10 protein-coding genes are annotated in these 12,438 nt (G+C 35.4%); 5 read left to right on the top strand and 5 right to left on the bottom strand.

Annotated elements, in window-relative coordinates:
- Nucleotides 1-46 precede the first annotated feature (46 nt).
- The 3 genes from KS419_RS17930 to KS419_RS17925 form a co-directional block, all read right to left on the bottom strand.
- Nucleotides 47-1,333: a tetratricopeptide repeat protein gene (locus KS419_RS17930; RefSeq protein ID WP_217067762.1), complete on the bottom strand. Its 1,287-nt coding sequence runs from the start codon at nucleotides 1,331-1,333 to the stop codon at nucleotides 47-49.
- A gap of 156 nt (nucleotides 1,334-1,489) precedes the next feature.
- Nucleotides 1,490-1,624 carry a hypothetical protein gene (locus tag KS419_RS25330; protein ID WP_281419843.1) on the bottom strand — a complete coding sequence of 45 codons (135 nt, stop codon included), beginning with the start codon at nucleotides 1,622-1,624 and terminating at the stop codon, nucleotides 1,490-1,492.
- The gene (locus KS419_RS17925; protein WP_217067761.1) at nucleotides 1,621-2,898 is read right to left on the bottom strand and encodes a helix-turn-helix transcriptional regulator; all 1,278 of its coding nucleotides are present in this window, start codon (nucleotides 2,896-2,898) and stop codon (nucleotides 1,621-1,623) included. The genes KS419_RS25330 and KS419_RS17925 overlap by 4 nt, the downstream gene beginning before the upstream one ends.
- 374 nt (nucleotides 2,899-3,272) lie before the next feature.
- On the opposite strand from KS419_RS17925, the gene KS419_RS17920 reads away from it, so the two are divergent.
- From KS419_RS17920 to KS419_RS17910, 3 genes are all read left to right on the top strand, one after another.
- Nucleotides 3,273-4,217 carry a lysophospholipid acyltransferase family protein gene (locus KS419_RS17920; RefSeq protein WP_217067760.1) on the top strand — a complete coding sequence of 315 codons (945 nt, stop codon included), beginning with the start codon at nucleotides 3,273-3,275 and terminating at the stop codon, nucleotides 4,215-4,217.
- 341 nt (nucleotides 4,218-4,558) lie between these two features.
- The gene (locus tag KS419_RS17915) at nucleotides 4,559-5,635 is read left to right on the top strand and encodes a nitric oxide synthase oxygenase (RefSeq protein ID WP_217067759.1); all 1,077 of its coding nucleotides are present in this window, start codon (nucleotides 4,559-4,561) and stop codon (nucleotides 5,633-5,635) included.
- A 137-nt stretch (nucleotides 5,636-5,772) separates the two neighbouring features.
- On the top strand, nucleotides 5,773-7,086 hold the full coding sequence (locus KS419_RS17910) for an anaerobic C4-dicarboxylate transporter family protein (protein ID WP_217067758.1): 1,314 nt from the start codon (nucleotides 5,773-5,775) through the stop codon (nucleotides 7,084-7,086).
- A 115-nt stretch (nucleotides 7,087-7,201) separates the two neighbouring features.
- Here KS419_RS17910 and desB read toward each other — a convergent pair whose 3' ends face one another.
- Nucleotides 7,202-8,317 carry a Delta(10) desaturase DesB gene (desB, locus tag KS419_RS17905; protein WP_217067757.1) on the bottom strand — a complete coding sequence of 372 codons (1,116 nt, stop codon included), beginning with the start codon at nucleotides 8,315-8,317 and terminating at the stop codon, nucleotides 7,202-7,204.
- 146 nt (nucleotides 8,318-8,463) lie between these two features.
- Here desB and KS419_RS17900 point away from each other — a divergent pair, with 146 nt between their 5' ends.
- Nucleotides 8,464-9,348 carry an SMP-30/gluconolactonase/LRE family protein gene (locus KS419_RS17900; RefSeq protein WP_343215086.1) on the top strand — a complete coding sequence of 295 codons (885 nt, stop codon included), beginning with the start codon at nucleotides 8,464-8,466 and terminating at the stop codon, nucleotides 9,346-9,348.
- Between the two features lie 56 nt (nucleotides 9,349-9,404).
- Here KS419_RS17900 and recQ read toward each other — a convergent pair whose 3' ends face one another.
- A complete protein-coding gene (gene recQ, locus KS419_RS17895) occupies nucleotides 9,405-11,561 on the bottom strand; it encodes a DNA helicase RecQ (RefSeq protein ID WP_217067756.1) in 2,157 nt (718 codons plus the stop codon).
- A 161-nt stretch (nucleotides 11,562-11,722) separates the two neighbouring features.
- On the opposite strand from recQ, the gene KS419_RS17890 reads away from it, so the two are divergent.
- Nucleotides 11,723-12,283 carry a hypothetical protein gene (locus tag KS419_RS17890; RefSeq protein ID WP_217067755.1) on the top strand — a complete coding sequence of 187 codons (561 nt, stop codon included), beginning with the start codon at nucleotides 11,723-11,725 and terminating at the stop codon, nucleotides 12,281-12,283.
- Nucleotides 12,284-12,438: the final 155 nt, after the last annotated feature.

The raw sequence follows: 12,438 nt of genomic DNA, 5'->3' as shown, positions 1-12,438 counted from the left end.
TCCTAAAGGTCGGCACCTGTTTTCAAGGATTAACTTATTTTAAAAACTATGCTCTTTGCTTATACAAGTAATCCCTAGCTTCTAACTCAATATTCAGAAAATAATAAGCCATTTTGTATTTGCGTTGTTCGTAATAATAATCGCTTAATTCTTTTGCTCGATTTTCTATATCGTGCCAATGTTTATTTTCGTAGTAATATTCAATACATTCAATCATCTGTTTTTCGTATTTTTCAAAGTCATTAGATAGGAATGCTAATCTAGCGTTAAGTTCTTGTAACCTATACTCCTCAATTTGAGTGTTTGTTAACTTTTTAGCACGATCAAATAAATCATTAATTGATTCATTATTATTCATTTCAAGCTTTGTATCAATAATTGCAAGATAGGTTATAAACAAGTCATGGTTGTTACTCTTATGATTTAATTTATGGTCAAGACTTTTATTTAAGTAATCTAAAGCAGATTTATAATCACTTATTTTAAAATAAACCATTCCTAAATTGTGTAATAACTTGCCCTTTGATAAGTCATAATTGTATTTTGTAGATAAATTCAGTGCAAAATCGTAAGACTCAATTGCGTTTTTATAATCATATATTTCTGTATAAAAAACACCACGTAAACCATAGCATTCTACCACTACATTCCACTCTTCTGAATTTGTAAATTGTGAGATAGTTTTTTCTATATATGCAATGGCTTTTCGCATCTTATTTAAATGGAAGCAAATTAAAGCTAAGTTATAAAATATTCTTCCTTCATAATGAATATTATGTTTTTCCAAATAAAGCAAGGCCTTTCTTAACAAGTCAAACCCTTCTTTAAAATTTCTTTCATAATATTTAATTAACCCTGAACAGTAGTAATAAAAGAATAGATGGTCTCTAGAAAAATGATGTATGGTATCACTATTAATGTAAATTGATAGTTCTTCAAATTTTTCACTTGCATCTGTTAAATTTTTTTTCAAAAGTAAATGTAGACAATTATATAATAAAAAAGTAATTTCTTGGTCCATAGAAAGTATATATTCAAATTTCTTCTTATTATCTTCTAAAAATTGGTCTGCTGTATTTAAATTACTTTTAATTGATTTCTGATAATCCTCAAGTAATAATTCAAGTTCTTCAGAAAATTCATCCGATCTAAGTAGATAGTTTTCCGGTACTTCCATCCTAACTGCTAATGCAATTAATAATTCTTCCGATGCCTCGTATCTACCACTTTCAACGTTACTATAATGGGACGTGGAAATGATATTATGACAAATTTTACTTTGGCCTAATTTCTTTATTTTTCTAATTTTTTTAAGCCTAGTTCCTATGTGCATACTTCTATCCTCCCAGTAACTGCAAATAATAATATAGTGGTTTATGTGACTATAGTAACACAAAACAAAAATAATATGAAAATACTTTGGTGACAATAACTGGAAGAAATAAATTAAAAAAGATGATGTATTAAACATCACCTTTCTTAATCATCTCTAAAAGAGAAGTGTACTCATAGGTCGTGGCTCATCCCAAGGTATTCTTCCTGCAGAGTCGTCAGTTGGAGACTGAGCAAGGAATATAAAACCTAATGCAGAGATGATCAACACTTTTACGACAAGTTTCTTCATTGTAATCTCTCCTTATATATTTTTTTCATTGCTAAGTAACCTATGTTCAAATAATAGTGAGCTTTTTTATATCTTCTTTGTTCTAAATGATAATCACTAAAGTGTTTAGCATTACCTTCAAGATCTTTCCATAAGTCGTTAGAGAAATAATATTCAATACATTCCTCCATTTGTGTTTCGTACTTATCATAATTAAATAATAAAAACTCCATTTCAGCTTCTATTTCTATCAATTGATATTTTTCACGAGTAGTATTAACGTATTCATAGGCTTCTGATAGGGTTAATTTTAATTGTCGAAAATCTTGTTTTTCTAAGAGGATGTTTAAAATTGCCAAATAAGTTACAAACACGTTATTTGGATCATATACATGTTTTATATCTAGACTTTTCTTATAGTAATCTATACTGTTATCAAATTCTTTGATTTTTAAGTAATACGATCCAAAATTATGTAAAATTTTTGCTTCTTGAAGATACATTTTATTATCTGAAGCTAAGCTCAGGCCTTTATTCATAACTTCAAGACCTTTTTCAAACTCTTTAATCTCAGAATATAGTATTCCTAATAAATTATAAGATTCGACAGTTTCAACCCATTTATGATGATCCATAAAGCAAGTTTTTGCATCTTGTGCAAATATTAAAGCCTTTTGAATATCATTTATTTGATAACATATTAGTGCTAGATTAAACAAAATTTTGGCTTTTTCGATATCAAAGCTAGAGAATTGTAGAGCTTTATTATATAATTCATAACTCTCTAAATATTTCCTTTTATAAAACATTAGCAACCCAGATACATAATAAAACTTAAATTGAGTATTACTTGAAAGAGCACCAATGTTTTCGTCTTGAATGTAGTAACTTACCTCATCGTGAATTTTTTTCGCTTCTTGTATTTTGAGATTTTTCAACTGGTGCAAGCAATTAAGTAGTAGAAATTTCACCTCTTGATTTATAGATTGAATATATTCTAACTGCTTTTGTTTTTGCTCAAGAAAGTAATTTGCTTTACTTAGATCTGTTTCAATATATTTGTTATAAACCGTTAATAGTTCTGCAATCTCAAGAGATTCTTCATGTATATGTATTAGGTAATTTGATGGAATTTGAAGTCTCTTTGCGATTAATTCAAGTATATCTTCAGATGCCTCATAACGTCCACTCTCAATATTACTGTAATGGGAGGGTGAGACAATCCCCTTACAAACTTTTGACTGAGAAACCCCTTTTAAATTTCTGATTTTCTTTAATCTATTGCCAATATGCAAAACTTCTCCCTACTTTCTCCATTTAGATAGTACTTTTAAAAAAAGTTTTAAACTTTGTAAAGGTTCTTGAGTATGGAGTTGTGAATAATGAACCAAATGATAGATTGTTTTTCCGTTTATGCAAACAGTGTACTGAATTTGTACTTTAGTAGGACATTTTCATGATTCTTTTGTCTCTTTACAAAAGATTCAAAACAATGTGATACATGCTATGATTAATATACAGAAAATAATAAAACTTTTGTAATAGTCATTGTAACACACAAAAAACTATCTAATGCGTGATTAAACCTATGAAAATAATATATTATGCAATTTTGAATATTTCAACTTTAATAGTATAACACTTGAGGAAAAAATAGGAGGAGATAGAGATGGTGATAGATGAAAAGATGCTTCAGGATGATTTATATGGGATCATGTTGAAACAAGTGAAGAATGATTTTAGTGACGGTCTTTTTGACGATCACCTATTAACGCTATGGAATATGTCCTCACATCTGAGTTTCCTGAAGGAAAAAGATTTAATAAATGTTTGGGTGAACTACCGAGTTCAACAACAAATTCAGAAACTTTATAGAACTCAGCCTAATCTATTTGCAGGATTTAAAAGGATTATTGGCCAGGAGAGGATAGAAAAAACACTGGCGTTAGGTGGATTTTTTGTAACTTTTCAATATGGACATGATCGTTTTATTCCAATTACTATAGCCAATAAGCTGAAAGGAGAGAAGAAGTTTTTAAATCGTATAATGGACTCTGCTACGTTTCATTTAGAGAGGAAGTATCCCAAGTGGGATGACATTCATCAATTAAATCTAGTAGATGAGTTGATTAGTGATAGGTTAGGTTCAGATTTGAAAATCCCTCAATTAATAACTAAGAAGGAGAGCCTATTCTTTTATCTGGATGGAAGGGTAGGATATGATGACGCATTTAAACCTGTACACGTAGAATTTTTATCTTCTATGACTAAAATCCCGACCTCCATATTTAGGTTGGCAGTTAAGTTCCATAAACCTATTTGCCTCGTGCTTGCAACTACAAACGATAAGGGGGAAGCGCAATTAATTGCCCATGATCTCATGTGGATGCATGATAATACGATGGAAGATGATGCTCAGTTACTTTACCATCAATTTGAAACACTTTTATTGGAGAAACCAGAGCACTGGAAAAATTGGGATAAGCCAAATGATGATGAAGTGAAAAGTTTGCGAAAGAAAAAAATGGATTCTCAAATTGACGTTTATAACCGTTGGGGGACAAGAGGTTTTAGTTTTCAGTCAAGGGAAATGTATGATATAGCTTCCTCATAAAATTCCATTTCGAATCAAAAGATAATAACCTCTTATGTTTTGAGAGAACCTATGCATATTGTTAATATGCATAGGTTCTCTTTCTTAAAAGGTAAGATTTTATAAGTTTTTGTACCTTCGGCATTGTCTAGCTCCATCGCCTACTCGCTGCGGGGCACTTCGGAAGTGACAACCGAAGTCAAAGAGCGGACTTCAAGTTGTCATTCCTGCACTGCCCTACGCTCGTGAGCTTAGGCGATTGCGCTTTTCTAAATCCCTACAAGCGAGATATCATTCTGCTGAATTTGTGAGTACCACAAGTGTATACTACAATAAGGAGAACTGGAGGGAGGAGGACAAACGTGAACTCTTTGGAAGAAGAAGCAGTATTGTTTATAAGTAAATGTTATAAAGAACTTGGGAAAGGGGAATGTATAGAGAAACGAATGAAAGAAATTACTCAACAGATTACTTCCTTTGGATATTATGAACATACATATGAAGAGATTTCTCACGGAGCCAAAATGGCTTGGAGGAATAGTAATAAATGCATAGGACGCCTTTTTTGGGATACCCTTCATGTTATCGATGCAAGAACGAACTCTAAACCAAGTGACATTGCAAACTCCCTTTTTTACCATTTAGAGTCCGCAACAAATAACGGAAGAATTAAGCCTACGCTAACAGTCTTTCAACCAAAGAAATCAGGGGAGGAACAAATAAGGATATGGAATCATCAACTCATTCGATATGCAGGATATGAAACGAGTGAGGGGATCATAGGGGACCCATTGTCTATTCCTTTCACAAAAGAATGTGAAAAATTAGGGTGGAGAGGGAATAGAACGAATTTTGATATTTTACCCCTTGTTATTGAAACAAAAGAATATGGGATCCATTGGTTTACGATACCAGAAAAATATATTTTGGAAGTGGATATTGAACATCCTGACTATCCTTCTGTCAAAGATCTTGGACTTAAATGGTATGCGGTTCCAGCAATTGCTGATATGAAGCTTGAAATTGGTGGAATAGAATATACTGCTGCACCATTTAACGGTTGGTACATGGGTACCGAAATTGGGGCCAGAAACTTTGCAGATAAGGACAGGTACAATATGTTACCTAAGATAGCGTCTTTGTTGAATTTGGATACTTCAAAGAATTCAAATTTGTGGAAAGACCGAGCATTAGTAGAGTTAAATCGGGCAGTATTGTATTCCTATCAAAAATCAGGAGTAAGCATTGTAGATCACCATACGGCATCAGAACAATTCAGGAAGTTTGAAAAAAACGAGAAGTCCAGCGGAAGAAAAGTAACTGGAAAATGGAACTGGTTGATTCCGCCTGTTTCTCCGGCAACTACACATATCTTCCATGAACATTATAATGACGAGTGGGAAACCCCTAATTTTACTTATCAGATGAGTCCTTTTTAAAAATGTTTTCTTTTCCTTGTATAATTTGTGAATTATTGAACAAACATATTACTTTAATGATACGTAAAGGTTAAAATGAGTTTGTTAAGAATTATACTTTAACTTTATTAGAAAAACTCATAAGAGAAGGTGAAGAGATGTTTTGGGTACAATTTGCTATCGTTCTAATTTGTATATTTATAGGTGCAAGGATTGGTGGAATCGGTCTCGGAGTTCTTGGTGGAGTAGGGCTTGCGATTTTAGCATTTGGCTTTCAATTACCGCCAACTTCTCCTCCAATGGATGTAATGTTAATGATTGTTGCCGTAATTACAGCAGCAGGTGCCTTACAGGCTGCAGGGGGGATGGATTACCTTGTCACAATAGCTGAGAAAGCCCTGCGAAAGAATCCTGAACGGATTACGTTTATGGCTCCGGCTATTACTTATTTATTTACTTTCTTTGCAGGTACAGGTCATGTGGCTTATACACTTTTACCAGTGATATCAGAAGTGGCACAGGAATCTAAAGTTCGCCCAGAAAGGCCTCTATCTATTGCCGTAATTGCTTCACAGCAAGCAATCACAGCAAGTCCAATTTCTGCAGCAACGGTAGCATTGTTAGCGATCTTAGATCCTTTTGGAATCACCTTACTTCAAATATTAGGGATAACCATACCCGCAACATTTATTGCCATAATGGTAACAGCCTTTGTGATCCGCAGAAAAGGATTAGAATTAGAGGATGATCCAGAATACAAAGCTCGTTTAGAAAAAGGTTTAGAACCTATTAAGAACGAGCGTAAATTAGCTAAAGTCACAACCAGATCAAAGATAGCTGTTGGATTTTTTCTTTTTGGGGCAGTACTTGTTGTTTTATTAGGAAGCTTTCCAGAATTGCGCCCCACTTATATTATTGATGGGGAATCAACACAACTATCAATGGCATATGCAATACAGATTATTATGTTATCCATTGCTGCTATCATTATTGTTTTTTGTAAAGGAGATGTACACAAACTTGCAACTGGAAGTGTGTTTAGGGCAGGAATTGTAGCAGTAGTGGCAATCTTTGGTATCGCCTGGATGGGGGACACATTTATTCAGGCTAACATGGGGGTAATTCAAGAGGGAATACAAGGCATGGTAACGGCAGCCCCTTGGGTCTTTGCATTGTCCCTGTTTGTAATGTCTATTTTATTAAATAGTCAGGCAGCTACAGTCAGGGCATTAGTTCCTCTAGGGTTAAGTTTAGGGATATCACCTCTGTTTCTTATTGCGATGTTCCCAGCAGTAAATGGATACTTTTTTATTCCAAACTACGGTCCTATCATTGCTGCTATAGGTTTCGACAGAACAGGTACAACGAAAATAGGGAAATTTGTTTTTAATCACAGCTTTATGATCCCTGGATTAATCACTAGTGTCATTTCAATCGGACTAGGATTCCTATTCGTATTCTTATTCCTATAAGCCCCTCCTAAAGCATCTCTTTATTATACTATAGAGGTGGAGAGATATAACTAAATGAGACAAAGGAAAAAAGCACCCCTAAGTCGTTTACGACATTGGAGGTGCTTTTCACTAGTTAAAGGGGTGGTGAAGGGGGAGTGTTATCTTTTTCAATAGACTGAGGTTTTCCGTTGATATGGAGGGTTAAATCTTTTTTTGTAACATTTTCTGGGTTTAACCCATGACCAAGTGATCCAAATATTTTTTTACCATAAGGATCGACTAGGTCATTATGATCAAAGTAAACCCTAGGTGTTTTCCATAATGCATATAAAGCCTTTCCCATGGGCATTTCGTGATACCGTTCTGGCCAAAATTCCTTTACCTTCTTTTTCACGAGAGGGTAATACTTGGAACTCATGGTTGGAAAAAGGTGGTGTTCTGTATGATATGAAAAGTTAAAATGGATGATATCCAACCACCTAGGAACGGTTACCGTTAAACTATTTGCCAATGGATCATTCACTGGAGTGATAGGGTTTAATCGATGGTTTGTTGAAATGTAGGCCATCACAATAAAGTTTGCAATTAATAAAGGAATGAGATAAACGAATAACCACTTTTCTAACCCGATAATGAAAAGTAAAACGATCCATGTTGTCCATGGTAGGATGGCCTGAATTATTACTTTCACTTTATTTTTTACTTTGAATTCTCCTATGTAAAGAAACAAACATTTGATAGAGTGTAGTGTGAACTGTACCGAAAGGGAGACAAAAGAGAAAGTTGCTCTTATTGGAAAGGGCAATAGGTATACCCATCGGAAGTACTTCGACTTGGCTAGCTTTTCCAATGTAGGCCAAGCATCAGGATCTTTTTCGTCATGCTGTGTATGAACATGGTGATTCATATTGTGCCATTTGCGCCATAATTGAGGTCCTGTACTCAATGGCCAAAATGCGAGAGCACCAAGAAAATCCCTTAACCAAGGCCTTCTTACTACTGTTCCATGAAGAATTTCATGGCCAAGAAAGCCAAGACCTGCAAAGGAAAAGCCGAGTATGACAGAAAGAAAGAGGTTTATCGTGAAATGTAAGTTTAATCCTATAAGGAAGAAACAGATGAGACTTACAGAAACATAGGCTAAACCTCCGAGGAGCCGTAAAGGGACGGGATCAAATGACTCCGGCGGTAAGGACTTTGATATGCGTTTGGCATACCAGCCAAATGTATGAAGGTCTTTGTCATTCATGGTTAAAACTCCTTTTATAAAGTGAAATTAGTGGGAAACGTTGTACAATAGAGTAGGATGAGAAAAAAAAGGTAAATTATACATGCTAAAATAATTTATATAAAATTTTTGGAAGGTTGTTAAAAACTTTTATAAAAGGGGTGTCTGTGTTGGATGATCTAGTGTTAATGGATGACAGGAAAGGGCTTTTAGGGGAAGGTCCATGTTGGGACGAAAAGGAGGGAGTTCTTTATTGGGTTGATATAGTAAAAAAGGAAATACATATTTTTTCACCAGAAAAACGGAGTAGTGAATCAATCCAGGTAAGGGAGTATGTTGGTGCAGTTGTTCCGAAAGAAAGTGGAGGCTTTCTTGTGGCATTACAAAGCGGAATATATTCAATGGATACGGGGCAGCAATTAACACTAATTGCTAAACCGGAAGAAACCAAGGTCAATAATAGATTTAATGATGGGAAGTGTGATCCAAAAGGCCGGTTTTGGGTGGGAACGATGGATATGGATGGAACTAATCCATCTGGTGCCCTTTATTGTGTTGACAACAACTATGAAGTTAATAAAAAGATAGAAGGTGTTACCATTTCCAATGGACTTGCATGGGATGTGAAAAGGGAAGTAATGTACTTTATCGATACCCCCACAAGAAACGTCTATAAGTATACTTTTAATCTTGAAACAGGAGATATTGATAATAAAGAAATAGCAATGCATGTATCACAAGAACTGGGTTTTCCAGATGGAATGACTATAGATGAAGAAGGGATGCTATGGATTGCCTTATGGGGCGGGGGAAAGGTAATAAGGTGTGACCCGAACAGTGGAAGTATTTTAAGAGAGATAAGCTTACCTGTAACAAATGTCACCTCCTGTACTTTTGGGGGGAGTAGACTTGAAGAATTATATATCACGACTGCCAGGGTTGGATTAAGTGCCGAGGAATTAGAAAATGAGCCATATGCTGGGGGGCTTTTTCGAATAACACCTGGAGTAAAAGGAGTTCCGTCTTATAAATTTAAAGAGGGAATGAAGTGATACTTTTTACTTCATTCCCTTTCATAAAGTATGAGTTTTTTCTGATTTTCTAGGAATTAGGAGAATTCCACTGTTTTTAAGAGAAAACGTAATTGAAAATAACTTATTTCCTCAGGAAGTGCTTCTTTTAGGGGTTTTAAACCATTCTCCAATCCGATACTCGTTATTGTATCGCGAATCAACTGGATCTCTTCCTCTGTAATAATTCGTTCACGTTCAATGGACAAATTATCCTCAAGTGCCCTAAGGAGGTGACTTTCAACAGTAGAATCTGCTATACCTCTTGAATTGGCTATTTCTCGGATGCTCATCCCTTGCTTAAACAGATTAAAGGATTCAAGATGACTTGGGGTTTTATTTGTATCCTTTTTTCCAGTGGAATCAGGAATGGTTTTATTAGAAGTAGAAACAGAATTCGGTGTATTTAAAAATTCAGGGTGTTGCTCCTTAAACTCCGAAATAGCATCCAAAAGTAATTGCCCAAACTTTTCCACCTTTTGTTCACCGATTCCTTTTATTTTTAGTAAATCAGATTTCGAATCCGGAAGATGTAAGCAGATTTCATTTAATGTTTTATCAGAAAAGATCATATATGGTGGCAGATTAACCTCCTTGGCTAATTTAGTACGAACTTCTTTTAATGTTCCAAAGAACGGATGTTTATTAGAAACCTTCACGACCACTTTTTCTACTTTACGTGTGACACGTGTTTCTCCCCTTAGTACCTCAGCTGCTTTTTCTGTAAGCTTCAAAACAGGATACCCACTGTCACTCATGGAAAGGAATTGGCTTGCTACTAAATAATCAATAAATTGGCTAATTTCCTTTTGAGTCCGTTCTTTCATTAAACCGTAAGTGCTTAGTTGGTCGAACGAAAATTGTTTCACCTTTTTGTTAGATGACCCAACAAGGACTTGGGCTACCATTGTTTTGCCATAGCTTTCCCTCATTCTTTTAATGCAGGAGAAAACCATTTGCGCTTCCCTAGTAACATCTATAGACTCCCGTTCATCCACACAGTGATGACACTTTCCACATGTTTTCTTTGCTGAGTGTGTATCACCAAAGTAGTCTAATATAAATGACTGTAAACAATTTTCAGTATGACAATAGTTAGTCATAGCCTGTAGTTTCCGGAATTCGTTCTCTTTCCGCTCTTCATTCATTCCTGTTTGCTCAATGAGAAATTGTTGTATCCGAATATCCTGTGGAGAAAAGAGGAGAATACATTCGCTAGATTCCCCGTCTCGACCTGCCCGTCCCGCTTCTTGATAATAACTTTCTATGTTTCTTGGCATTTGATAATGAATGACGAACCTCACATTTGATTTGTTAATCCCCATACCAAAAGCATTAGTAGCGACCATAACTTTTATTTCATCGTAAACAAAAAGTTCCTGAATTGTTTTTCTGTCCTCTGTTGACATGCCACCGTGGTACTTCCCTGCAGAAACTCCCAACGTGGAAAAAAAAGAATGAAGTCGGTCCACTTCTTTTCTGGTTGCAGCATAGATAATTCCCGATTGTTCTTGATGCCTAAGTATATAATCTTTCAAATAATTATCTCGATCAATTCCTTTTATGACATGGAATGATAAGTTTTCCCTCTCAAATCCCGTCTGCACGACTTGCTCATCATGGATGTTTAAAGCCTTACAGATGTCACTTGTCACAGAGGGTGTTGCAGTGGCAGTTAAAGCTAGCACAGCTGGGTCATTTGACAACTGATCCAAAAGGTCAGGGATCCGTAAATAGCTTGGACGAAAGTCGTGTCCCCACTGTGAGAGACAATGGGCTTCATCCACTGCGATTAAAGAGATATTAACTCCTGTTAATGCTCCTAAAAAAGATGGCGCTTCTAAACGCTCTGGTGCAACATAAACGAGCTTATATTTACCTGATCTCATCGATGTAAGGCTTTCATTAACCTCTTTGATGGACAAAGAACTATTAATATATGTCGCTGGGATTCCAACTGATTTCAGTTCATCCACTTGATCTTTCATGAGGGAAATTAATGGGGAAATGACGATTGTTAATCCGGGAAAAAGCAAGGCAGGTATTTGATAGCATAATGATTTTCCCCCTCCTGTAGGCATAATCCCCATTGTACGTTTCCCGTCCCATATATATTTTATGATCTCTTCCTGGCCAGGGCGAAAAGAATCATATCCGTAGTGTTGTTGTAAAAGGGATCTTGCTTTAGTAATCATGATTAATACCTCCGATCATTCGAGAGTGGAAAGGTGCAAACTCAATTATACCATTAAGAAGCATAATAAATTATACGAAAGGATAATAGTTATTTTTTTCTGAAAACGATAAAATTTTTAATAGCTAATTAACCGATTAAAGGGAAGGTAGTGATGAAAGAGTGAGAAAATGGATTAGCGTATCGTTTGGTTTAATCGTAACTATGCTCCTTCTAACAGGGTGCTTCAATTTCAGTCAAGGAATAAAAATTCCATTGGGGGACGGTGAGTCGGTAACGATTGGCGGTTCTGAAGAGGGAGGCTTTAGTATATCTCTTGAGGGGGAAGATGGGGCATTTAGTTTCTCAAGTGATGGAGAATCATTCAATTTTGAGGGTGATGAAGGAAGCTTTAGAGTTTATCAGGAAATCCCAGATGGATTCCCATCAGAAGTTCCACTTCCAGAGGATTTTACTCCAGTGGGAAATCTCGTAACACAATTCGAAGATGATACTGTCTCTGGATACACACTATCCTATGCTGTTGAAGCAGATAGCATAGATGAAATCGTCAATTTATATAAGAACTTTTTATCCTCGAATAATTATGACATCGTCGAAGAACACGAGAATGATTTTGAATACGGAGTGGACGCAGAAAAGGGACAAAAAAAGTTTTCAATGTATGTATCAGGTACAGAGGATGGGAAGGTTGTAATGATGACTGTTGGGGAAGAAAAATAGTGTTAAAGGACTATTCCTTGGGAGGCTTCTTCTCATAGAGTAGTCCTTTCGTTACCAATTCCTTAATGTTTGTTGAAATATTCAGATATTATTGAAAAATAAATTAATAATAGAGATAATGGGATTATCTAACTATTAATAAGGTGATTTTCAAA

The organism is Evansella tamaricis (assembly GCF_019042215.1).
GTDB lineage: Bacteria > Bacillota > Bacilli > Bacillales > Salisediminibacteriaceae > Evansella > Evansella tamaricis.
This window is presented reverse-complemented; position numbering and strand designations above follow the sequence as displayed.

What these genes read in the sequence shown, in the direction of transcription:
- KS419_RS17930 (WP_217067762.1), bottom strand. Translation starts at nt 1,333, where the DNA reads ATGCACATAGGAACTAGGCTTAAAAAAATTAGAAAAATAAAGAAATTA.
- KS419_RS25330 (WP_281419843.1), bottom strand. Translation starts at nt 1,624, where the DNA reads ATGAAGAAACTTGTCGTAAAAGTGTTGATCATCTCTGCATTAGGTTTT.
- KS419_RS17920 (WP_217067760.1), top strand. Translation starts at nt 3,273, where the DNA reads ATGGTGATAGATGAAAAGATGCTTCAGGATGATTTATATGGGATCATG.
- KS419_RS17910 (WP_217067758.1), top strand. Translation starts at nt 5,773, where the DNA reads ATGTTTTGGGTACAATTTGCTATCGTTCTAATTTGTATATTTATAGGT.
- desB (WP_217067757.1), bottom strand. Translation starts at nt 8,317, where the DNA reads ATGAATGACAAAGACCTTCATACATTTGGCTGGTATGCCAAACGCATA.
- recQ (WP_217067756.1), bottom strand. Translation starts at nt 11,561, where the DNA reads ATGATTACTAAAGCAAGATCCCTTTTACAACAACACTACGGATATGAT.